The organism is Solibacillus sp. FSL R5-0691 (assembly GCF_037974225.1).
Taxonomy (GTDB): Bacteria; Bacillota; Bacilli; order Bacillales_A; family Planococcaceae; genus Solibacillus.
Genome location: NZ_CP150231.1, coordinates 1 through 25079 on the forward strand (window position 1 = coordinate 1; position 25079 = coordinate 25079).

The window sequence follows — 25079 nt, forward strand, 5'->3', positions numbered from 1 at the left end:
TTGGAACATTTAGAAAACCTATGGAATGCCGTCCTTGCCCAAGCTGAACAGAAAATCTCGAAACCGAGCTTTGATACTTGGCTGAAATCAACAAAACTTCTTGCACATAGTGGCACAAAAGTGACGATTTCCGCGCCTAACTCTTTTGCCCGCGATTGGCTTGAACAATACTACATCCATATGATTACAGGAATACTAAACGAGTTAACAGGAGAGGATTTAGTCATTAATTTCGTGGTCCAGAAAGATCAGGCCGCTGATGACTTTGAATTACCGCCCCCAATTACTCAAGCAAAATCAAGTGAACACCATGACATTACCCCAGGTATGCTCAATCCAAAGTACACATTTGATACATTCGTTATTGGTTCCGGTAACCGTTTTGCCCATGCAGCGAGCTTAGCTGTAGCGGAAGCACCTGCAAAAGCTTACAATCCGTTCTTTATTTACGGGGGGGTAGGATTAGGCAAAACTCACTTAATGCATGCAATTGGACATTACGTAAAAGAACACAATCCGACAGCAAATGTCGTTTATTTATCATCTGAAAAGTTCACAAATGAGTTCATTAACTCAATTCGTGATAATAAGACAATCGATTTTCGAAATAAATACCGAAATGTTGATGTACTGCTAATAGATGATATTCAATTTTTGGCTGGTAAGGAATCGACACAAGAGGAATTCTTCCATACATTCAATACACTGCATGAAGAATCAAAGCAGATTGTCATCTCAAGTGACCGTCCTCCAAAAGAAATACCAACTTTAGAGGATCGTTTGCGTTCGCGCTTTGAATGGGGACTAATTACTGATATTGCACCGCCTGATTTAGAAACGCGTATTGCGATTTTACGTAAAAAAGCAAAAGCAGATGGACTCGATATTCCGAATGAAGTCATGCTTTATATTGCCAATCAGGTTGATACAAATATTCGTGAACTTGAAGGGGCTCTAATCCGCGTTGTCGCCTATTCATCTTTAGTAAATATGGATGTTTCGCCTGAACTTGCTGCCGAAGCTCTAAAAGATATTATGCCAAACTCAAAACCGCGCATGATTTCTATTTTGGATATTCAAACAGCAACTGGAGAGCATTTTAATATTCGTCTGGAAGACTTTTCGGCAAAACGCCGTACAAAATCCATTGCTTTCCCAAGACAAGTTGCAATGTACTTATCTCGTGAATTGACCGACTTTTCTTTGCCGAAAATTGGCGAAGAATTTGGGGGTCGTGATCATACTACGGTAATCCATGCCCATGAAAAGATCTCTTCTTTACTTAAAACAGATCAGCAGCTTCAGCAGGATATTAAACAAATTCGTAGTATGTTAGGTAAATAAACTCTGTGTATAACTTTCTCTTTTCCGCACAAGTCTATACACAACTTATCAACATGTGGATAGTGCGCCCCATATGTGTAAAATAGGGGTTATCCACAAATTCACAGGCCCTATTACTATATCTATTAATATCTTTAAATAAATAATTAATCATATAAGAGAGGTAAACTAATGAAATTTACTATTTTGCGTGATCGTCTTTTAGCAGGTTTGAATGATGTAATGAAAGCTGTAAGTTCAAAAACAACGATCCCTATTTTAACGGGGATTAAAATTGATGTTACAAACGAAGGTATGACGTTAACTGGTAGTGATGCAGACATTACAATCCAGACATTCATTCCTGTAGAAGAAAATGGCGAACAGATTATGGATATTACACAAACAGGTTCTATTGTGCTGCAAGCTCGTATGTACAATGAAATTATCCGTAAATTGCCTACTAATGAAGTAGAAATCGAAATTACAAACGGCTATGCAACGATTATTCGTTCAGGTAAGTCTGAGTTCCACCTTATTGGCTCAGATGCAACAGAATATCCACAGCTACCTGAAATTGCTGCAGACCGCCAATTTACGATTCCAACAGATTTACTAAAATCAGTTATTAGAGAAACTGTCTTTGCTGTAGCGACATCAGAAAGCCGTCCGGTGTTGACAGGTGTAAACTGGAAAGTAGAAGGCGATGCATTAATATGCGTTGCAACGGATAGTCATCGTTTAGCGCGTCGTAAAGTGAATCTTGAAAATTTACCAAATGATATTACTTCAGTAGTAATTCCAGGTAAAAGCTTAAATGAATTGAACAAAATTTTAGAGGACACAAATAATCCTGTTCAAATCGTACTGACAAACCAGCATGTATTGTTTAAAACAGATGATGTTCTATTCTTCTCTCGTCTATTAGAAGGCAATTATCCGGATACATCACGTCTAATTCCGGAAGAATTTAAAACAATGATTACGATTAACGGCAAATCTTTATTGCAGGCAATTGACCGTGCTTCGCTTTTAGCACGTGAAGACCGCAATAATGTTGTTCGTTTTGAAACACTGGAAAATCAAACAGTCGAAATTTCATCAAATTCACCTGAGATTGGTAAGGTTGAAGAGCAGATCCAAGTGGAAAGTCTGGAAGGCGAAACATTAAAGATTTCATTTAGTGCGAAATACATGATGGAAGCCTTAAAAGCAATTGATGGACAAGATGTAGTAATTGAATTCACAGGTGCAATGCGCCCGTTCATCTTACGTTCAGTGGCGGATGATGCAATACTGCAGCTGATTTTACCGGTACGTACTTACTAAAATTCAATAAAAATTTTAAAGGAATGGTCTTAACTTGTTATTGAGACCGTTCCTTTTTTACTTATGGACAATTTTTAGGTATGATAGAATGATAAGACTTTATTTAAGTGGAGGATGAATTACGTTGAATGAATTAGTAATTGATACAGAATATATAACGCTTGGTCAAGCGCTGAAAATGACAGATGCAATTAGCTCTGGCGGTATGGCAAAGTGGTTTTTAAGTGAACATGAGGTGTATGTAAATGGTGAAGTGGAAGATCGCCGCGGGAAAAAACTGCGTCATGGAGATGTGATTAATATTCCAGGAGTAGGACGCTATAAAATTGTCGATGCATTTATTGAAAACGGAGAAAATTAATTCATGAACATCGAGCGCCTGCAGCTAACAGATTATCGTAACTACGAATCGTTAACACTGGATTTTTCAGATAAAATTAATGTTTTTATTGGGGAGAATGCTCAAGGAAAAACAAATGTAATGGAATCAATCTATGTACTAGCGATGGCCAAATCTCATCGTACCGCGAACGATAAAGAATTAATACGTTGGGATGCGGATTATGGTAAAATAGAAGGTGTGGTAAATAAGCGTTACGGTGGCGTTCCTATCGAATTAACGATTTCAAAAAAAGGCAAAAAGGGCAAAATCAATCATCTTGAACAAACGAAACTAAGCAATTATATCGGACAGATGAATGTAGTAATGTTTGCACCGGAAGATTTGAATATCGTAAAGGGCAGCCCCCAAATTCGCCGAAGATTCATCGATATGGAAATCGGACAAATTTCCCCTGTTTACTTACATGATTTACTAACATTCCAAAAGATTTTGAAACAACGTAATCATTTATTAAAAAAGAATGCGGGAAAACAATCACTCGCATCCGATGTGATGTTTGATATTTATACAGAACAATATGTGCAGGCGGCAATTCAAATTATCCGTAAAAGATTTCAATTTATCGAGCTTTTACAAGATTGGGCCGAACCGATTCACTTTGGCATTTCGCGAGGCTTAGAAAAGCTTGTCATAAAATACCGTCCTGTAACGGGGATGGAAGCAAGCTGGACTGCCGAAGAAATGGCGGATTTCTTAACGAAGAAACTAGAAGAAGTGAAGCAGCGTGAAATTGAGAGAGGCGTAACACTTATCGGGCCTCATCGGGACGATCTGCAGTTTTTTGTCAATGATTATGATGTTCAAGTATACGGCTCACAAGGGCAGCAACGCACAACGGCATTATCTTTGAAACTTGCCGAAATTGAACTTATCAAACAGGAAACGAAGGAAACGCCGATTCTCTTATTGGATGATGTTTTATCTGAATTGGACGATTACCGCCAATCACATTTATTAAATACAATTCAAGGTGAAGTCCAGACATTCGTTACAACAACGAGTGTAGAAGGTATTCACCATGACACAATACAGCACGCAAAGTTGTTCCATGTCACACAAGGAACAATTGAGCAACCATAAGTGCATTGAAATACGTAATAAAGAAGCATACTGATAGTTATGAAAGAGTAGGTGAACAATAGTGGCTTTAGAAGATAATAAAGTCCAGCAATCTTATGATGCGGATCAAATACAAGTATTAGAAGGATTAGAGGCTGTTCGAAAACGTCCTGGTATGTATATTGGTTCAACGAGTTCTAAAGGATTGCACCATTTAGTTTGGGAAATTGTTGATAATAGTATTGATGAAGCGTTAGCAGGTTATTGTACAGGAATCACAGTAACAATCGAACAAGACAATTGGATTCGTGTAGAAGATAACGGTCGTGGTATTCCCGTAGATATTCAAGAAAAAATGGGTATGCCTGCTGTTGAAGTAATTATGACAGTACTTCACGCCGGCGGTAAATTCGGCGGCGGAGGCTACAAAGTATCAGGTGGTCTTCACGGTGTTGGTGCTTCTGTAGTAAACGCATTATCGAGCCAGACGGTTGTTCAAGTACACCGCGATGGTAAAATCCATGAAATTATTTTTGAGCGCGGTCAAACGGTTCAAAAATTAACGGTCATTGGTGAAACAGACCATACAGGTACAACAACTCGATTTAAAGCTGACAGCGAAATCTTTAAAGAAACAACAGTTTATGAATACGATATTTTAGCGACACGTATCCGCGAATTGGCCTATTTAAATCGTGGCATCAGCCTTACGATTGCAGATGAGCGCATAGGACAGGAACGTTCTGAAACATTCCACTTTGAAGGTGGTATTCGTGAATATGTTGAGCATATAAACGAGAATAAAGAACCTATCCATGTACCGATTGATGTGTTAGGCGAAAAAGAAGGCATTACAGTTGAAATTGCTATGCAGTATAATGCAGGCTTCAGCTCAAATATTATGTCCTTTGCAAACAACATCAACACGTATGAGGGTGGTACGCACGAATCAGGCTTTAAAACTGCCTTAACACGTGTGATCAACGACTATGCCCGCAGAGCAAATCTGATTAAAGAATCGGATGCTAATCTTACTGGTGAAGATGTTCGTGAAGGTTTAACGGCAATCGTATCAATAAAACATCCAGAACCTCAGTTTGAGGGTCAAACAAAAACTAAACTTGGAAACTCTGAAGTAAGCCAGATTACAAATGCTTTATTCTCAGACGGATTTGAACGTTTCCTGCTTGAAAATCCATCGGTTGCACGCCAAGTTATCGAAAAAGGTACAATGGCGGCACGTGCGCGTGTAGCAGCGAAAAAGGCTCGTGAATTTACACGTCGTAAATCTGCACTTGAAGTTTCAAGCTTACCAGGTAAATTAGCAGATTGTTCTTCAACAAACCCTGCTGAATCTGAGATTTATATCGTAGAGGGTGACTCTGCCGGCGGATCTGCTAAATCAGGCCGTGACCGTCATTTCCAGGCAATCTTGCCACTGCGCGGGAAAATTCTTAACGTTGAAAAAGCACGCTTGGACCGTATTTTATCGAATGCCGAAATCCGTGCAATGATTACAGCATTCGGTACGGGTATTGGGGAAGAATTTAATTTAGAAAAAGCACGTTATCACAAAATTGTCATTATGACGGATGCCGATGTCGATGGTGCACATATTCGTGTCCTATTGCTGACATTCTTCTTCCGTTTCATGCGTCCATTAATCGAAGCCGGCTATGTATATGCAGCAAAACCGCCTCTTTATCAGGTGAAACAAGGGAAACATGTTGAATACTGTTACTCAGATGAGGAGCTTGAAGACATTTTAAGCCGTCTGCCGAAGTTACCGAAACCTAATGTACAGCGTTATAAAGGTTTAGGGGAAATGAATGCAACACAATTATGGGATACAACAATGGATCCAGAGCACCGTACTTTAATTCGAGTAGAATTGGATGATGCAATTGAAGCGGATAAAATTTTCGATCACTTAATGGGTGATGAAGTTGCACCTCGTCGTGATTTTATCGAAGAAAATGCAGTATACGTGCAAGACTTGGATATTTAACATCCTTCTGCGGGTTTTCAAACACCCGCAGAGGGATGCAATTATGCTTGGACATAATTGATTAGTTAGTGCAATTGGAAGGAGGTCCTCATTTTGTCTGACATTCAGCATGGACATATTGAATCTAGAAATATTACAACAGAAATTAAATCATCTTTCCTAAGCTATGCGATGAGCGTTATCGTTTCGCGTGCCTTACCGGATGTGCGTGATGGACTTAAACCAGTACATCGCCGTATTTTGTATGGTATGCAGGAGCTAGGAAATACTTCAGATAAACCATATAAAAAGAGTGCCCGTATCGTTGGGGACGTAATGGGTAAATACCACCCTCACGGTGACTCATCGATTTATGATGCAATGGTGCGTATGGCGCAGGATTTCAGTTATCGTTATATGCTAGTGGACGGCCATGGTAACTTTGGTTCAGTTGATGGCGACGGTGCTGCAGCAATGCGTTATACAGAATCACGTATGTCAAAAATCGCGATGGAAATGCTGCGCGATATTAACAAAGATACGATTGATTATGGACCGAACTATGATGGCAGTGAAAACGAACCTTTAGTATTACCGGCGCGCTATCCGAATCTATTGGTGAATGGTGCTTCTGGTATCGCAGTAGGTATGGCTACAAATATCCCACCACATCATCTTGGCGAAACAATTGATGGTGTATTAGCGGTAGCAGATAATCCAGGCATTACGACAGAAGAATTAATGGAAATTATTCCAGGTCCTGATTTCCCGACAGGGGGAATTATTTTAGGTCGCAGTGGTATTCGCCGTGCCTATGAATCAGGCCGTGGCTCACTGACAATTCGTGCTAAAGTGGAAATCGAACAAGCTTCAAACGGTAAAGAGACAATTTTAGTGCATGAATTACCGTACCAAGTTAACAAAGCAAAGCTAATTGAAAAAATTGCCGAGTTAGTACGCGATAAAAAAATTGATGGCATTACCAATTTACGTGATGAATCTGACCGTAATGGTATGCGTATCGTTATTGAAGTACGCCGTGATGCAAATGCAAATGTCGTACTGAACAATTTGTTTAAGCAAACAGCAATGCAGTCAAGCTTTGGTGTAAATATGCTTGCATTAGTTGATGGACAGCCAAAAGTATTAAGTCTAAAAGAAGTGCTTTATCATTACTTAGAACACCAGAAAGTAGTTATTAAACGCCGTACTGCATTCGAGCTTCGAAAAGCAGAGGAACGTGCACATATTTTAGAAGGTTTACGTATTGCGCTTGATCATATTGATGAAATTATTTCGATTATCCGTGCTTCTCGCAGCGGTGAAGAAGCAAGACCTCAATTAATGGAGCGCTTTAATTTATCTGAACGCCAGGCACAAGCGATTTTAGATATGCGTCTTGTACGTTTAAGCGGATTGGAACGCGAAAAAATTGAGGCTGAGTACCAGGAACTTCTAAAGTTAATCGATGAATTAAAAGCGATTTTAGCGGACGAAGCGAAAGTAATTGAAATTATCCGCACAGAAATGACAGATATTAAAGAGCGCTACAGTGATGACCGTCGTACAGAAATTACAGCTGGCGGCTTAGAAATGATCGAAGACGAAGATTTAATTCCTCGTGAAAACTCGGTACTTACATTAACACATAACGGTTATATTAAACGTTTGGCAGCGAACACTTATCGCTCGCAAAAACGTGGCGGCCGTGGTGTACAAGGTATGGGAACGAACGAAGATGACTTCGTAGAACATTTATTATTCACTTCTACACACGATACAATTCTTTTCTTCACTTCAAAAGGTAAAGTATTCCGTGCAAAAGGATATGAAATTCCGGAGTTCGGTCGCCAAGCGAAAGGACTGCCGATTGTAAACTTGCTTAATATCGATAAAGGTGAGCATGTTACGGCAATGATTCGCGTAACAGAATTCAAAGAAGATGCTTACTTTATCTTTACTACAAAAACAGGGGTAACGAAACGTACACCTGTTGATCAGTTTGCAAATATCCGTACGAATGGTTTAATCGCCATTACATTACGTGAAGACGATGATTTAATTTCGGTCCACTTAACGGATGGCACAAAGGAAATTATTATCGGTACAAGCGATGGTATGTTAGTACGATTTAAAGAGGACGATATTCGTTCAATGGGTCGTTCAGCTGCCGGGGTACGAGGTATTAAACTTCGTGAAGGTGACTTTGTAGTAGGAATGGAAATTCTTGAACCAGGTCAGGAAATTTTAGTTGTCACAGAAAATGGTTATGGTAAACGTACACCTGAATCTGAATACCGTTTGCAAAGCCGAGGCGGTTTAGGTCTGAAAACGATGCAGATTACTGATAAGAACGGTAAGATGTGCGCGGTTAAGGCTGTGGATGGATCAGAGGACATTATGTTGATTACGATTAATGGTATGTTAATCCGTATGGACGTAAATGATATTTCTGTTATTGGCCGTAGCACACAAGGTGTTCGTTTAATCAGACTTGCTGAAGGCGAACATGTAGCAACTGTTGCACGTGTGAAAAAAGAAGATGATGCTCCGGATGAAGAAGAAATCGATTCTGAAACTGAAGAAGAGTCAAATTCAGCTATAGAAGAGTAATTCGAAAAGTAATCTAGTTAGTTTAGACTATCTAGATTACTTTTTTTGGTTGTAATTTATTTTCCATTCGTTATAATTAACGTTAATATGAAAAAATTAGTAGTTATTTAGAAAGAGTAATTCAATGAATGTGAATTTATCCTTACTTTATAACCGATAAAGAGCTTAAGGGGTTGTGAAATTGGAAGCAATATTGATAAGAGTTGAGGAATTGCGATTAGGTAAAGTAATTGCTGAAGATATTTTTGCCAATACACAATATCCGATTATCTATAAAAATACAAAAGTAAAGCCGGAACATTTACGCGTATTTGAACTTTTTACTTTAAAAACGGTATTAGTACATAATGAAATCGAAGTTGAAGAACCAGAGATAATTGAAGAAAAGTTAGATAATCCTATTCCTATAGATTTACCAATACAGCAATCCACAAGTTTTGAAAGATCCTATCTTGATGGAATCGCACTATTGAAAAAGGAATTTTCAAATTGGGAAGCCGGCGGAAGAGTAGACCTGACAAAAGTAAGAAATATCATAATTCCGTTAATGGATATGGCTTTAGAAAATCGAACTTATATATTTGATCTGAACAGTTATTCGAATGCAAAGGACTATTTATACCACCATAGTATTGCTACAGGTTTAATAGCTGCAGTCATTGCAAAGAAAATGGGATACGAGCGTGGGGACACGATTCAGTTGGCCATCGCCGGAATGTTAGCAGATAGCGGAATGTCCAGAATTCCTTCACGCATTCGGGATAAGAAAAGCGCTTTAACAGAAGCCGAATTTGGGGAAGTACGAAAACATCCCTACTATAGTTACTTACTCATTAAAAACGTAACCGCTATAAAGGATATTATGAAAGTAGCTGTGTATCAGCACCATGAACGGCTGGATGGCAGCGGCTATCCAAAAGGTGATCGAAGCGGATCTATTTCAATCTTTGCCCAAATCATTGCGGTAGCAGATGTATTCCATGCGATGACAAGTGAACGGATGTATCGTTCGATGCAGTCTCCTTTTAAAGTAATCGAGATGATTAAGGAAGAGGAGTTTGGAAAATTCGATATTAAAGTTGTTCAAGCTTTAATGGATATTATCGTCGATTTACCAATAGGAACAAAAATCGAGTTATCCAATCTAGAACTGGGTGAAGTAATGTTCATCAATAAATATTCACCAACACGCCCACTTGTGAAATTAACGCGTACAGGAGAGATTGTGGATCTTTCTTCTAATAGAAGTTTTTATATTTCGCGTGTCATTACTCAAGGATAAAAATTAAATGAATTAATCGCTAAGGGGGTCTTTTCTTATTAGAAGAAATACCCTCTTGTTTTATATTAGTTTTGCATGATTAAATAGGTGCAAATTGAAATTGAAAAAAGTCGAAGAAATTGTTGACGATTAGAAATACAAATGTTATTATATTAAAAGTCCTTACAAGATAACATCTTATGAAAAACAAATTTCAAATAAATGTTGACTTAAGTTTAAGGATGCTGTATAATAGTAAAAGTTGTCGCATGAAAGAATAATGCTTCGATAACAAAAAACTTTTCATTAAAAAGTGTTGACAAACAACATTGAATAATGGTAAGATATAAAAGTTGTCACCGAGACAACACAATGAACCTTGAAAACTGAACAAGCAACGTTAATGAAACAAGCTTCTTAAATGAAGCAAACAATAGATTTCAACTTCTAACGAAGTTGGATCGCTAGCAAAGCAAATGAGCTTTCAAACTACTTTTATGGAGAGTTTGATCCTGGCTCAGGACGAACGCTGGCGGCGTGCCTAATACATGCAAGTCGAGCGGAAATTTTATTGGTGCTTGCACCTTTAAAATTTTAGCGGCGGACGGGTGAGTAACACGTGGGTAACCTACCTTATAGATTGGGATAACTCCGGGAAACCGGGGCTAATACCGAATAATACTTTTTAACACATGTTTTGAAGTTGAAAGACGGTTTCGGCTGTCACTATAAGATGGACCCGCGGCGCATTAGCTAGTTGGTGAGGTAACGGCTCACCAAGGCAACGATGCGTAGCCGACCTGAGAGGGTGATCGGCCACACTGGGACTGAGACACGGCCCAGACTCCTACGGGAGGCAGCAGTAGGGAATCTTCCACAATGGACGAAAGTCTGATGGAGCAACGCCGCGTGAGTGAAGAAGGATTTCGGTTCGTAAAACTCTGTTGCAAGGGAAGAACAAGTAGCGTAGTAACTGGCGCTACCTTGACGGTACCTTGTTAGAAAGCCACGGCTAACTACGTGCCAGCAGCCGCGGTAATACGTAGGTGGCAAGCGTTGTCCGGAATTATTGGGCGTAAAGCGCGCGCAGGTGGTTCCTTAAGTCTGATGTGAAAGCCCCCGGCTCAACCGGGGAGGGTCATTGGAAACTGGGGAACTTGAGTGCAGAAGAGGATAGTGGAATTCCAAGTGTAGCGGTGAAATGCGTAGAGATTTGGAGGAACACCAGTGGCGAAGGCGACTGTCTGGTCTGTAACTGACACTGAGGCGCGAAAGCGTGGGGAGCAAACAGGATTAGATACCCTGGTAGTCCACGCCGTAAACGATGAGTGCTAAGTGTTGGGGGGTTTCCGCCCCTCAGTGCTGCAGCTAACGCATTAAGCACTCCGCCTGGGGAGTACGGTCGCAAGACTGAAACTCAAAGGAATTGACGGGGGCCCGCACAAGCGGTGGAGCATGTGGTTTAATTCGAAGCAACGCGAAGAACCTTACCAGGTCTTGACATCCCGGTGACCACTATGGAGACATAGTTTCCCCTTCGGGGGCAACGGTGACAGGTGGTGCATGGTTGTCGTCAGCTCGTGTCGTGAGATGTTGGGTTAAGTCCCGCAACGAGCGCAACCCTTATTCTTAGTTGCCATCATTCAGTTGGGCACTCTAAGGAGACTGCCGGTGATAAACCGGAGGAAGGTGGGGATGACGTCAAATCATCATGCCCCTTATGACCTGGGCTACACACGTGCTACAATGGACGGTACAAACGGTTGCCAACCCGCGAGGGGGAGCTAATCCGATAAAACCGTTCTCAGTTCGGATTGTAGGCTGCAACTCGCCTACATGAAGCCGGAATCGCTAGTAATCGCGGATCAGCATGCCGCGGTGAATACGTTCCCGGGCCTTGTACACACCGCCCGTCACACCACGAGAGTTTGTAACACCCGAAGTCGGTGAGGTAACCTTTTGGAGCCAGCCGCCGAAGGTGGGATAGATGATTGGGGTGAAGTCGTAACAAGGTAGCCGTATCGGAAGGTGCGGCTGGATCACCTCCTTTCTAAGGATTTTTCGGAATCATTCCCTTGGGGAATGAAACATTAACGTTTGCTGTTCAGTTTTGAAGGTTCATTCTTAAATGAATGAAATACTTCAAAACACTCGTTCTTTGAAAACTGGATAAAACGACATTGAAAGCAATAAATCAAATTTCTATTTTATAGATTTTTAAACAAGTCAAGCAATTGACGTGTAAACTTAAATCTTGGACTCGTTCCAAGTGTTAACTTTTGGTTAAGTTAATAAGGGCGCACGGTGGATGCCTTGGCACTAGGAGTCGATGAAGGACGGCACTAACACCGATATGCCTCGGGGAGCTGTAAGTAAGCTTTGATCCGGGGATTTCCGAATGGGGGAACCCACTATCTTTAATCGGATAGTATCTTCACGTGAATTCATAGCGTGTCGAAGACAGACGCAGAGAACTGAAACATCTAAGTACCTGCAGGAACAGAAAGAAAATTCGATTCCCTGAGTAGCGGCGAGCGAAACGGGAAGAGCCCAAACCAAAGAGCTTGCTCTTTGGGGTTGTAGGACACTCTATACGGAGTTACAAAAGAATGAACTAGACGAAGCGACTTGGAAAGGTCCGCGAAACGAGGTAAAAGCCCTGTAGTCAAAAGTTCATTCCCTCCAGAGTGGATCCTGAGTACGGCGGAACACGTGAAATTCCGTCGGAATCCGGGAGGACCATCTCCCAAGGCTAAATACTACCTAGTGACCGATAGTGAACCAGTACCGTGAGGGAAAGGTGAAAAGCACCCCGGAAGGGGAGTGAAATAGATCCTGAAACCGTGTGCCTACAAGTAGTTAGAGCCCGTTAATGGGTGATAGCGTGCCTTTTGTAGAATGAACCGGCGAGTTACGATTACGTGCGAGGTTAAGTTGAGAAGACGGAGCCGCAGCGAAAGCGAGTCTGAATAGGGCGAATTAGTACGTGGTCGTAGACCCGAAACCAGGTGATCTACCCATGTCCAGGGTGAAGGTGAGGTAACACTCACTGGAGGCCCGAACCCACGCACGTTGAAAAGTGCGGGGATGAGGTGTGGGTAGCGGAGAAATTCCAATCGAACCTGGAGATAGCTGGTTCTCTCCGAAATAGCTTTAGGGCTAGCCTCGTGATTGAGAATACCGGAGGTAGAGCACTGTTTGGACTAGGGGGGCATCTCGCTTTACCGAATTCAGACAAACTCCGAATGCCGGATATTTATACACGGGAGTCAGACTGCGAGTGATAAGATCCGTAGTCAAGAGGGAAACAGCCCAGACCACCAGCTAAGGTCCCCAAGTAATCGTTAAGTGGAAAAGGATGTGGCGTTGCTTAGACAACCAGGATGTTGGCTTAGAAGCAGCCATCATTTAAAGAGTGCGTAATAGCTCACTGGTCGAGTGACGCTGCGCCGAAAATGTATCGGGGCTAAACGATTCACCGAAGCTGTGGATGCATACTTTGAGTATGCGTGGTAGGAGAGCGTTCTAACAGCGTTGAAGTCAGACCGGAAGGACTGGTGGAGCGGTTAGAAGTGAGAATGCCGGTATGAGTAGCGAAACATGGGTGAGAATCCCATGCACCGTATGACTAAGGTTTCCTGAGGAAGGCTCGTCCGCTCAGGGTTAGTCGGGACCTAAGCCGAGGCCGATAGGCGTAGGCGATGGACAACAGGTTGATATTCCTGTACCACCTCCTCACCGTTTGAGAAATGGGGGGACGCAGTAGGATAGGGTAAGCACGCCGTTGGTTGCGCGTGTTCAAGCAGTAAGGCGTGTATGTAGGCAAATCCGCATACTCTAACGTTGAGCTGTGATGACGAGCTCGTATGAGCGAAGTTCCTGATTTCACACTGCCAAGAAAAGCCTCTATCGAGGTGAGAGGTGCCCGTACCGCAAACCGACACAGGTAGTCGAGGAGAGAATCCTAAGGTGTGCGAGAGAACTCTCGTTAAGGAACTCGGCAAAATGACCCCGTAACTTCGGGAGAAGGGGTGCTTCTTTGGGTGCATAGCCTAGAGAAGCCGCAGTGAATAGGCCCAGGCGACTGTTTAGCAAAAACACAGGTCTCTGCAAAACCGTAAGGTGACGTATAGGGGCTGACGCCTGCCCGGTGCTGGAAGGTTAAGAGGAGCGGTTAGCGCAAGCGAAGCTGTGAATTGAAGCCCCAGTAAACGGCGGCCGTAACTATAACGGTCCTAAGGTAGCGAAATTCCTTGTCGGGTAAGTTCCGACCCGCACGAAAGGCGTAACGATCTGGGCACTGTCTCAACGAGAGACTCGGTGAAATTATAGTACCTGTGAAGATGCAGGTTACCCGCGACAGGACGGAAAGACCCCGTGGAGCTTTACTGTAGCCTGATATTGAATTTTGGTACAACTTGTACAGGATAGGTAGGAGCCAGAGATCTCGGAGCGCCAGCTTCGAAGGAGGCGTCGGTGGGATACTACCCTGGTTGTATTGAACTTCTAACCCATGCCCCTTAGCGGGGTAGGAGACAGTGTCAGGCGGACAGTTTGACTGGGGCGGTCGCCTCCTAAAGAGTAACGGAGGCGCCCAAAGGTTCCCTCAGAATGGTTGGAAATCATTCGTAGAGTGTAAAGGCATAAGGGAGCTTGACTGCGAGACCTACAAGTCGAGCAGGGTCGAAAGACGGGCTTAGTGATCCGGTGGTTCCGCATGGAAGGGCCATCGCTCAACGGATAAAAGCTACCCCGGGGATAACAGGCTTATCTCCCCCAAGAGTCCACATCGACGGGGAGGTTTGGCACCTCGATGTCGGCTCATCGCATCCTGGGGCTGTAGTCGGTCCCAAGGGTTGGGCTGTTCGCCCATTAAAGCGGTACGCGAGCTGGGTTCAGAACGTCGTGAGACAGTTCGGTCCCTATCCGTCGTGGGCGTAGGAAATTTGAGAGGAGCTGTCCTTAGTACGAGAGGACCGGGATGGACATACCGCTGGTGTACCAGTTGTCTTGCCAAAGGCATCGCTGGGTAGCTATGTATGGACGGGATAAGTGCTGAAAGCATCTAAGCATGAAGCCCCCCTCAAGATGAGATTTCCCATTACGCAAGTAAGTAAGACCCCTGAAAGACGATCAGGTAGATAGGTTCGAGGTGGAAGTGCGGTGACGCATGCAGCTGACGAATACTAATCGGTCGAGGACTTAACCACATTTTATTGCATAACTCAATGAAACGTTTATCCAGTTTTGAAAGAATGAAAATTCTTTTCAAGGGTTTTTAAAGCCCACTATAGTGAAGTGATGATGGCAAAGAGGTCACACCCGTTCCCATACCGAACACGGAAGTTAAGCTCTTTAGCGCCGATGGTAGTTGGGGGCTTCCCCCTGTGAGAGTAGGACGTCGCTTCGCACATGTAAACCCACTGAGAAATCAGTGGGTTTTTTGTTATAAAATACTTATTTTCTTTCCTTAAGAAGAAAAACACTAATAATATAATATTCCGAATTATTTTACTTTTTAAAGAATCTTGACAGTGATGTCCCTCGGAGTTAACCTTACAATAATATTCTTTTCTAAATAGGAGGCATTCTTAACAATGTGGGAAACAAAATTTGCTAAAGAAGGTTTAACATTTGATGATGTACTATTAGTGCCAGGACACTCTGAAGTGTTACCGAAAGATGTTAATTTATCTGTAAATCTAACTGACAACATTAAGTTAAACATTCCATTAATCTCTGCAGGTATGGATACTGTAACCGAATCGAAAATGGCAATTGCTATGGCTCGACAAGGTGGAATTGGTATTATTCATAAAAATATGAGTATTGATGAACAAGCAGAAGAAGTTGAAAAAGTAAAACGCTCTGAAAATGGCGTTATTACAAATCCTTTCTTCCTTACACCAGAACATCAAGTTTTCGATGCAGAGCATTTAATGGGCAAATACCGCATTTCAGGTGTCCCTATTGTAAATAACATGGAAGATCAGAAGTTAGTTGGTATTATTACTAACCGTGATTTACGCTTCATTTCAGATTACTCATTAAAAATTGATGATGTAATGACAAAAGAAGATTTAATCATTGCTCCTGTTGGGACAACTTTAGAAGATGCTGAAAAAATTCTTCAACAGTATAAAATTGAAAAATTACCGATTGTTGATGAAGCAGGAAAATTAACTGGCTTAATCACAATCAAAGATATCGAAAAAGTAATCGAATTCCCGAATGCAGCAAAAGACAGCCATGGCCGTTTAGTTGTAGGAGCAGCAGTTGGTGTTTCTAAAGATACAATGATGCGTATTGCCAAGCTAGTCGAAGCGCAAGTGGACATCGTTGTAATTGATACAGCACATGGTCATTCTCAAGGCGTTTTAAATACAATTAAAGACATTCGTGCAGCTTACCCGGACTTGGATATTATTGCAGGGAATGTTGCAACAGCTGAAGGGACACGTGCATTATTTGAAGCTGGTGCCGATGTTGTAAAAGTAGGAATCGGACCAGGTTCTATTTGTACAACTCGTGTTGTTGCAGGTGTTGGTGTACCACAAATTACAGCTGTTTACGATGCAGCATCAGTTGCCCGTGAACTAGGTAAAACAATTATTGCGGATGGCGGTATCAAGTATTCAGGCGATATCGTAAAAGCATTAGCTGCAGGTGGACATACTGTAATGCTAGGTTCATTATTAGCAGGAACATCTGAATCTCCAGGTGAAACAGAAATTTTCCAAGGACGTCGCTTTAAAGTGTACCGCGGAATGGGTTCACTAGGTGCAATGGAAAAAGGTTCTAAAGACCGTTACTTCCAAGAAGATGCGAAAAAGCTTGTACCAGAAGGAATTGAAGGACGTTTACCATACAAAGGACCTTTAGCAGATACAATTCACCAATTAGTTGGTGGTGTACGTGCCGGAATGGGTTACTGCGGTGCACCGGATTTAGAACATTTACGTGAAAAATCACAGTTCATTAAAATGTCGGGCGCAGGCTTACGTGAATCACATCCACATGATGTACAAATTACGAAGGAATCACCAAACTACTCTTTACAATAATTACTAGGAAACTTTCAAACGTTACTATCGTCAAATTGAAGATAGTAACGTTTTTTTATTAACAGAAGGTCACATACAACTACTTATGTATGATAAAATGACGTTAGACAAGAATAAAAATTGGAGGTAGCTTTGTGAAGAAGGTAAGAAAGCAAACGGTATTAAGCATTGTCTTAATCCCGATTTTAATACTTAGCATGCTGGCGATGACACCTGCTAAGACGAACGCAGCAACGGATTTGGGATTAACGGTAGATGCAGCAATTTTAATTGATGCAGACACAGGAAAAATTTTATATGAGCAAAACGCAGAGACAGCTTTAGGTATTGCAAGTATGACAAAAATGATGACAGAGTATCTATTACTTGATGCAATAGAAGAAGGCTCAATTTCATGGGATCAGCAATATAATGTATCAGAGTATACATATAAAGTTTCCCAAAACCGTTTATTAAGTAATGTGCCGTTACGTGCTGATGGTACGTATACGATTAGAGAGTTATATGAAGCAATGGCAATCTATTCTGCAAATGCTGCTACAATTGCAATTGCTGAAACAATTGCAGGTACAGAAAAAGAATTCCTGAAATTGATGGATAAAAAAGCAGAAGAACTTGGCTTAGAAAATTATAAATTTGTAAACGCAACAGGTTTGAATAATGCCGATTTACAAGGCATGCATCCAGAAGGTACTGGAGAAAAGGATGAAAACGTAATGCCGGCCCGTTCTGTAGCGAAATTGGCGTACAACTTATTAAAAGATCATCCTGACATGTTAGAAACAGCAAAAATTCCGAAGAAAGTATTCCGTGAAGGAACTTCGGATGCAATTAGCATGTCCAACTGGAACTTCATGCTACCAGGTCTTGTTTATGAATATGAAGGCGTAGACGGCTTAAAAACAGGAACAACTGATTTTGCCGGACATACGTTTACAGGTACAGCTAAACGCGGTGATACACGTTTAATCGCGGTAGTAATGAAAGCAGTGGATTCAAAAGGTGTTGGCTCTTATAAAGCACGTTTTGATGCGACAGCGAAGTTATTCGATTATGGATTTGGTCAATTTTCAAAAGTAGAACTTCTTCCGGGTAACTATGTATTTGAAGATCAAAAATCAATCCCTGTTATTAAAGGAAAAGAGGACTCTGTCAAAATCGGTGTAAAAGAACCGGTTTCTGTAATGGTTAAGACGAGCGAAAAAGATTCATACGTTCCGACATTGACATTAGACAAGAAAGAACTTGAAGCAGGAATTGAGAAAGACCAAGTAGTAGGCCAGGCTGTACTTGCACCTAAAGAAGGTGTGGATTTCGGCTATATTGACGGCAATCCTATTACAGCAGATGTCGTAACGACAGAAGCGGTAGAACGTGCAGGTAAAATCTCATTGATGTTCCAAGGTATCGGAAGCTTTTTCGGTAATTTATGGAATGGTGTATTTGGATTTGCAGGTAACTTAATTAAATAATGAATGGGCTTTTCTATAAGTAATTACTTGTAGAAAAGCTTTTTTTTCGTCTAAAATCATTTTTTCGAATGGGACAATTTGTCGATAAACCATGCAAAACATACATTGATACATGGAGGGATTAATTATGTGTGGAATATCTGGTTGGATTGACTATTCGACTCACTTAGTAAATGAAGAAGCAATGATAAAAAAAATGACGAGGACGCTTTTACATCGAGGTCCGGATAGTGAAGGGTACTTTATAAGCAAACATGCTTTACTCGGCCATAAACGGCTTGCAATCATTGATTTAGTGACAGGTAATCAGCCGATGACTCGCGGCGATTTGACCATCGTATATAATGGCGAAGTTTACAATGCAAACGAGTTGCGTGAACAGCTTAAAAATTTAGGGCATTCCTTTTATACGACATCCGATACAGAAGTTATTTTAATGGCATATGTTGAATGGAAAGAGCGCTGTATGGAGTATTTAAATGGGATCTTTGCTTTTGCGGTATGGAACGAGGAAGAGCAGTCGTTATTTCTATGTCGTGACCGGCTAGGGGTAAAGCCGTTGTTTTATTATGAGCTTCCGGATGGGCTTTTGTTCAGCTCAGAAATAAAAGGGATATTGGCACATCCTGCTGTAAAGACGGAAGTGGATGCAGAAGGACTTGCTGCTTTATTCAGTCTTGGTCCATCACGTATTGTGGGGCATGCCATATTTAAAGGAATTAAGGAAGTTAAGCCCGCATACGCAATGATGGTGCGCAGCGGTTTCAGAAAAAGCTGGCAGTACTGGGATATCGAAAGTAAACAACATGAGCATTCAGAGGCAGAAACAATTGAAAATGTCCGGGAGCTCGTAACAAATGCAATTATTCGTCAGTTAATAAGTGATGTACCGCTAAGCACAATGCTTTCAGGTGGACTCGATTCAAGTATCATTACGGCGGTTGCAGCACAACATCTAGCAAAAGAGCAGAAAACATTGTCGACTTATTCTGTAGCATTTGAAGAAAATGACTATCACTTCACGAAAAACTCATTTCAAACGTCACAGGATGAATACTGGATCGGGAAAATGCAACAGGCATTTCAGACAAAGCACCGCCAAGTGACGCTGACCCAACAAGAGTTAGTAGATGCTTTAGAACAGGCAATGCGCTTAAAAGACATGCCGAGTATGGCCGATATTGATAGCTCATTTTATTTATTCTGCAAAGAAATGAAAAAAGAACATACTGTAGCGCTGTCGGGTGAATGTGCTGACGAAGTTTTTGGCGGTTATCCATGGTTTTATGAAGGGAAAAGAGACACGATTTTCCCATGGCTTCGTTCTACAAAGGAACGTGAACAGTTATTTAAATCAGATTGGCAAAAACGTCTGCAGTTACCGCAGTTTATGCAAAGCACCTATGAAGAGGCGGTAAAGGGGATGCCGTCATTTATAGGGACTAAAGAAGAGCAGGAACGCCAGCAGCTGTTTTATTTAAATAACCAGTTCTTTATGCAGACATTATTGGAAAGAAATGACCGGATGACAATGGGTGCAAGTATGGAAGTTCGTGTACCGTTTGCCGATCATACAATAATCGAATACGTATGGAATATTCCTTGGGAAATGAAAAACAGCGGCGGCATGGAAAAGGGGATTTTACGAAAAGCGTTTCAGGACCTTTTACCGAAGGAAGTTGTGGAACGTAAGAAAAACCCGTATCCGAAAACGTACCATCCTAAATATACAGAACTCGTCCACAACCGGCTGGAGCAAATTTTACGGCAGAAACACTCCGTTCTTCATGAATTATTCGAGAAGGAGCAGTTAGAACGATTATTAGCTACAAACGGTCAATCATTTCATATACCTTGGTTTGGCCAGTTAATGGCAGGACCGCAACTCATTGCATACTTTATACAATTGCATGATTGGGTTGAACAATACCGGATTAATATTATTTCAACATAAAGAGATGTTCCTATATGGAACGTCTCTTTACCTTTTAGAAATTCCCCAAATGTCCATTAACTGATGAATGTTCGGCTCAATATCTGTAAGCTGTAAATTGCCAAACCCTAATAAAAATGTTCTATGTGAATAATGCTGCTCTGTTAAATAATAATTTGACAACGGTAAAATATGAATCCCGTGTTCACGTGCAATCTGTTGCAGTTCCCGTTCAGATTTCTCATGACGGAATGCAACAAGGATGTTCGTACCGGCAGCGTCTCCGGATATTGTTATTTGAGAGTAATGATTTGAAAAGACTTCAATACATTTATCATGTTTTTTACGGTAAATTTTACGCATCCGATTTAAATGTTTGGCAAAGTGTCCGTCCTTCATAAAATTCGCTAAAATATGCTGTTCAAAACGAGGAACAGTAGAAGAATAGTAATTAAAATGTTCCTGATAGCGCTGAACAAGTGTTGGCGGCAAGACGAAAAAGGCAACACGCAAGGATGGCATCAGAGATTTCGTAAAAGTACTTAAATAAATGACCCGGTCATTGGCATCAAGCCCTCTGAGTGCGGGTATGGGCTTTCCAATATAGCGAAATTCGCTGTCGTAATCATCTTCGATTATAAAGCGGTCCGGTGTTTTAGCAGCCCAATTTAATAATTGTGTGCGACGGTTGGCTGAAAGAACCGCACCTGTCGGGAATTGATGTGAAGGTGTAATGTAAACGACATTTGCATTTGATTTCTGTAATTCCTCCACTACAATACCATCTGTATCAACAGAAATCGGAATGGCGAGTTGCCCTAATTGATGACGGGGAATAGGTGAATAGCCTGGATTTTCAAAGGCAAGCTTAGAATCAGCATCTAAAATTTTTAAAATCATGGGCAGTAACTGCTCAGTACCGGATCCAATGACGATTTGCTCTGGCTGGCATTCGATGCCACGTGATTGGTGTAAATAGTTCGCAATCTCAATACGCAATGCAAGCTCTCCTTGGCGTTCTCCTGTCTGAAGTAAATGTTTGAACGGCCTATCGAGCACGTCTTTTGCGTATTTTCTCCATATTGTAAAAGGAAAAGCTTCCTCATCAATTTTTGCAGAAGAGAAATCAATTTTATATTCCGTAGTTTTCGCTGTTTTTTTTATTTCATTGTTTGCTGTTTCACTTTGGCGGTAAGGTAATGAATCGATCTCTTCAACAAAATAACCGACACGCGGTTTTGACATAATATAGCCTTCCGCCAACAGCTGTGAATATGCAAGTTCGACGGTAGTTTGACTTATATTGAAAAAATCTGCAAGTTCTCTTTTGGAAGGGAGACGTACACCAACAGCGAGCTGGTTGTTGGTAATTGCATTTTTTATGCCGATATACAGTTGTTCATATAGTGGAATTGTATGGTCCTTATGAAGCTGAAAGAAAAGCACTTTACTTCCTCCTTATGTAACCTTATTGAAATTTCACTTTTAACTAATGTTGATAGTGTCAGAAAAGTATAGCATGATGTAGAAAATTAGTGAACGTTTTCATAGGAACTTGCAAATGTATATGGTTTTATAGTACAGTATGGTTAAATTTATAAATGAATTCGATGATAGGAAGTAGTAGCAAGCACGTTTTTTTTAGAGAGTCAGCGGTCGGTGGGAGCTGATAAAAACACTTGTGAATCCGTCCTTGAGATGCTTTTTCCGAAATAATAGTAGGTGGAAGCCGGCTTACCAAAGTCGTTAATTGTTAAGAGGAATAGATTTTTCTATTCAATTAGGGTGGCAACGCGGGTAGCTCTCGTCCCTTTCATAGGGATTGAGGGCTTTTTTGTATTTATTCCGCTAATACATTAACGCGTTAAAGTGCTCAAGATCATCATTTCATAAATTCTAGGAGGAAAAAATTATGTTAGATATTAAACGCGTCCGCGACAATTTTGAAGAAGTAAAACGTATGCTTCTTACACGTAATGAGGATTTAGGGAATCTCGATAACTTTGAAAACTTAGATACAAAGCGTCGTGAATTAATCGCTAAAACAGAAGTATTGAAAGCAGAGCGCAATAAAGTGTCTGAACAAATTTCTGTTATGAAGCGCAACAAAGAAGATGCAACAGAAGTGATTGCACGTATGCGTGAAGTAGGCGATGAAATTAAAGCATTGGATGCTGAGTTAAACGCAATTGAAGAAGAATTTAAAAATATGATGATGCGTTTGCCGAATATCCCGCACGAATCAGTACCTGTTGGCACAGAAGAAGATGACAATGTGGAAGAATACACTTGGGGCGATGTACCGGCGTTTGATTTTGAAACGAAAGCACACTGGGATATCGCAAAAGATTTAGATATCGTGGATTTTGAGCGCGGAGCTAAAGTTACGGGAAGCCGTTTCTTATTCTATAAAGGTTTAGGTGCACGTTTAGAGCGTGCTTTACTGAACTTCATGATGGACCTTCATTCAGATGAGCATGGCTATACAGAAATGCTGCCACCGCAAATCGTTAACCGCGATTCACTGACAGGTACAGGCCAATTACCAAAGTTTGAAGAAGATGTATTTAAATTAGTTCGTGAAGAAGATGAAATGGATTATTACCTGATTCCAACTGCTGAAGTTCCGGTAACAAACTACTACCGTGATGAAATTTTATCAGCAGATATGCTTCCGCAGGCTTTCTCTGCATTCAGTGCTAACTTCCGTTCAGAAGCAGGATCTGCAGGTCGTGATACACGTGGACTGATCCGTCAGCACCAGTTCAACAAAGTAGAATTAGTACGCTTTGTTAAACCGGAAGAATCTTATGAGCAACTTGAACTTTTAACTGGTCATGCTGAAAAGGTATTACAACTATTAGGTTTACCATACCGCAAATTAAAAATGTGTACAGCAGATTTAGGTTTCACAGCTGCGAAGAAATACGATTTAGAAGTATGGATTCCTGCGCAAAACATGTACCGCGAAATTTCTTCATGTTCAAACTTCGAAGATTTCCAAGCGCGTCGTGCCAATATCCGTTTCCGTCGTGAAGCAGGAGCAAAACCGGAATTCGTTCACACGTTAAACGGTTCAGGTCTGGCAATTGGCCGTACAGTAGCAGCAATCCTGGAAAACTATCAACAAGAAGACGGTTCTGTTGTTATTCCAGAAGTGTTACGTCCATACATGGGTGGCCTAGAAGTCATTACTGTAAAATAATTTTATATAAATTAAAAAGTGTGTTGAATGAACAATTTCAACACACTTTTTTTCTGTTCTGCGTTAAAAATATTTCAGAAAATTTAGTAATTTGTTTTACAAAACGAGAATATTTTGTTATATTCGAGAAAATAGGATATTGGATACAATATTTAAAGATTAATAGAATTTATTGAATAAAGTTATTAAGAACATCATATTTTGCACGTGTAATATGTTGTTCAAGCAATTGGCATGTAAGCTCGATGTTATTGTTAGCCAAAGCTTCCACCATTAATTCATGTTCATTGATGGAAGTGGCGATTTGGTTAGGTAAAAGATGTGGTGTTTGCTGAGGGAAACCGGTCCACAAATTTTCAATAATATTATTTAATTTCCCCCAAGGACAATCTTTTATTAACAGGTGATGAAATTCAATATTAAGTTGAATATATTCGTCTGTATCATCCGTTTTCTTCATTTTCTCGTTAAGCTCACGCAATTGAGTTACTAATTGTGGTGACATCGATTTCAAACTTTCGGCAGCCGCCATAGGTTCAAACTTTGCCCGTAAAAAATAGATCTCTTCCAGTTCGTGTATTGTAAATTGTTTGACGATAGCCCCTTTATGCGGTTCAACTGTGACGTAGCCTTCAGCAGCCAATTGTTTTATCGCTTCCCGGATTGGCATTCGGCTCACGTTTAATGTCTTGGCCAGTTCATCCTGTACAAGGCGTTCGCCTGGCTGCAGCTGCCCTTTTATAATTGCTTCGCGCAGAATCCGGTAAATTTTCGAGGGTAATGTTTCGGCTGTTAAATCATGATCAAATTTCATAAAAAAACACCTCATTATGTGTTGTATTTTGGATCCAATATACAATATACAGAAAAACTATGCAAACTTTAAAGGGGGATGTTGTCATGGAACAACAAATTCAAATTGGATGGCATGGACGGTTTTATGAAGACTTTGAAGTAGGCGATATAATTGCACATGCGTTAGGCAGGACAGTTTCGCAGACCGATAATAGCTGGTTTACACAGCTGACACAAAATACAAATCCTATTCATTTTGATCATCATTATGCAAAGCAGACAGAGTTTCAAAAACCGATTGTGAATTCTGCATTTACAATTGCATTAGTAACAGGGCAGTCCGTTTCAGATATTTCCCAAAATGTAATGGCCAATCTGGGGTGGGATGAAGTACGGCTCCCACACCCGGTTTTCGAAGGAGATACAATTTACTCTTTCACAGAAATCGTATCAAAAAGAGAAAGTGCTAAGCGAAACAATGTAGGAATTATCGAAGTGAAAACAACCGGCTACAATCAGGACGGGCAAGTTGTCATTCACTTTAAGCGCACGATGATGATCTATAAAAAGGAGTTTGCACCAAATATTATGAAGCCATTGATTGATCAAGCAATCTCGCAGAAAGGGAAGTGAAT

At 41.0% G+C, this 25079-nt stretch carries 14 protein-coding genes, 3 rRNA genes and 1 other annotated feature; of the genes, 15 read left to right on the forward strand and 2 right to left on the reverse strand.

The window, feature by feature from the left end; all coding sequences use genetic code 11:
- The 13 genes from dnaA (at position 1) to asnB (ending at position 20465) form a co-directional block, all read left to right on the forward strand.
- Entirely contained in the window at positions 1 to 1344 is a 1344-nt protein-coding gene (dnaA, locus tag MKY51_RS00005) for a chromosomal replication initiator protein DnaA (protein ID WP_079523596.1), read from the forward strand.
- A gap of 171 nt (positions 1345 to 1515) precedes the next feature.
- On the forward strand, positions 1516 to 2652 hold the full coding sequence (dnaN, locus tag MKY51_RS00010; protein WP_079523597.1) for a DNA polymerase III subunit beta: 1137 nt from the start codon (positions 1516 to 1518) through the stop codon (positions 2650 to 2652).
- A 124-nt stretch (positions 2653 to 2776) separates the two neighbouring features.
- Positions 2777 to 3013, forward strand: a complete 237-nt coding sequence (gene yaaA / locus MKY51_RS00015) for a S4 domain-containing protein YaaA (RefSeq protein WP_339174585.1) — start codon at positions 2777 to 2779, stop codon at positions 3011 to 3013.
- 3 nt (positions 3014 to 3016) lie between these two features.
- Positions 3017 to 4135 (forward strand): DNA replication/repair protein RecF, encoded by a 1119-nt coding sequence (gene recF / locus MKY51_RS00020; RefSeq protein ID WP_339174586.1) that lies wholly within the window; start codon positions 3017 to 3019, stop codon positions 4133 to 4135.
- A 61-nt stretch (positions 4136 to 4196) separates the two neighbouring features.
- Positions 4197 to 6122, forward strand: coding sequence for a DNA topoisomerase (ATP-hydrolyzing) subunit B (gene gyrB / locus MKY51_RS00025; RefSeq protein ID WP_339174588.1), 1926 nt, complete (start codon positions 4197 to 4199; stop codon positions 6120 to 6122).
- 93 nt (positions 6123 to 6215) lie between these two features.
- A complete protein-coding gene (gene gyrA, locus MKY51_RS00030) occupies positions 6216 to 8714 on the forward strand; it encodes a DNA gyrase subunit A (RefSeq protein ID WP_339174590.1) in 2499 nt (832 codons plus the stop codon).
- 181 nt (positions 8715 to 8895) lie between these two features.
- Positions 8896 to 9996: an HD-GYP domain-containing protein gene (locus MKY51_RS00035; RefSeq protein WP_339174592.1), complete on the forward strand. Its 1101-nt coding sequence runs from the start codon at positions 8896 to 8898 to the stop codon at positions 9994 to 9996.
- Between the two features lie 473 nt (positions 9997 to 10469).
- Positions 10470 to 12025, forward strand: a 16S ribosomal RNA gene (locus tag MKY51_RS00040).
- 231 nt (positions 12026 to 12256) lie between these two features.
- Positions 12257 to 15185: ribosomal RNA gene (locus MKY51_RS00045) — 23S ribosomal RNA — on the forward strand.
- Between the two features lie 84 nt (positions 15186 to 15269).
- A 5S ribosomal RNA gene (gene rrf / locus MKY51_RS00050) occupies positions 15270 to 15385 on the forward strand.
- Together the 16S, 23S and 5S rRNA genes form the textbook arrangement of a ribosomal RNA operon.
- 187 nt (positions 15386 to 15572) lie before the next feature.
- Positions 15573 to 17039 (forward strand): IMP dehydrogenase, encoded by a 1467-nt coding sequence (gene guaB / locus MKY51_RS00055; RefSeq protein WP_339174593.1) that lies wholly within the window; start codon positions 15573 to 15575, stop codon positions 17037 to 17039.
- Positions 17040 to 17173: 134 nt separating this feature from the next.
- Positions 17174 to 18511, forward strand: a complete 1338-nt coding sequence (locus MKY51_RS00060) for a D-alanyl-D-alanine carboxypeptidase family protein (protein WP_339174595.1) — start codon at positions 17174 to 17176, stop codon at positions 18509 to 18511.
- 127 nt (positions 18512 to 18638) lie between these two features.
- Positions 18639 to 20465, forward strand: coding sequence for an asparagine synthase (glutamine-hydrolyzing) (gene asnB, locus MKY51_RS00065; protein WP_339174596.1), 1827 nt, complete (start codon positions 18639 to 18641; stop codon positions 20463 to 20465).
- Between the two features lie 27 nt (positions 20466 to 20492).
- Here asnB and MKY51_RS00070 read toward each other — a convergent pair whose 3' ends face one another.
- Entirely contained in the window at positions 20493 to 21890 is a 1398-nt protein-coding gene (locus MKY51_RS00070; RefSeq protein WP_339174598.1) for a PLP-dependent aminotransferase family protein, read from the reverse strand.
- A gap of 155 nt (positions 21891 to 22045) precedes the next feature.
- Positions 22046 to 22259, forward strand: a binding site (T-box leader).
- Positions 22260 to 22356: 97 nt separating this feature from the next.
- On the opposite strand from MKY51_RS00070, the gene serS reads away from it, so the two are divergent.
- Entirely contained in the window at positions 22357 to 23649 is a 1293-nt protein-coding gene (gene serS / locus MKY51_RS00075; protein ID WP_339174600.1) for a serine--tRNA ligase, read from the forward strand.
- A gap of 169 nt (positions 23650 to 23818) precedes the next feature.
- Here the strand turns inward: serS and MKY51_RS00080 are convergent, their stop codons facing one another.
- Positions 23819 to 24463 (reverse strand): GntR family transcriptional regulator, encoded by a 645-nt coding sequence (locus MKY51_RS00080; protein WP_339174602.1) that lies wholly within the window; start codon positions 24461 to 24463, stop codon positions 23819 to 23821.
- A gap of 86 nt (positions 24464 to 24549) precedes the next feature.
- On the opposite strand from MKY51_RS00080, the gene MKY51_RS00085 reads away from it, so the two are divergent.
- A complete protein-coding gene (locus MKY51_RS00085) occupies positions 24550 to 25077 on the forward strand; it encodes a MaoC family dehydratase (protein ID WP_339174604.1) in 528 nt (175 codons plus the stop codon).
- Positions 25078 to 25079: the final 2 nt, after the last annotated feature.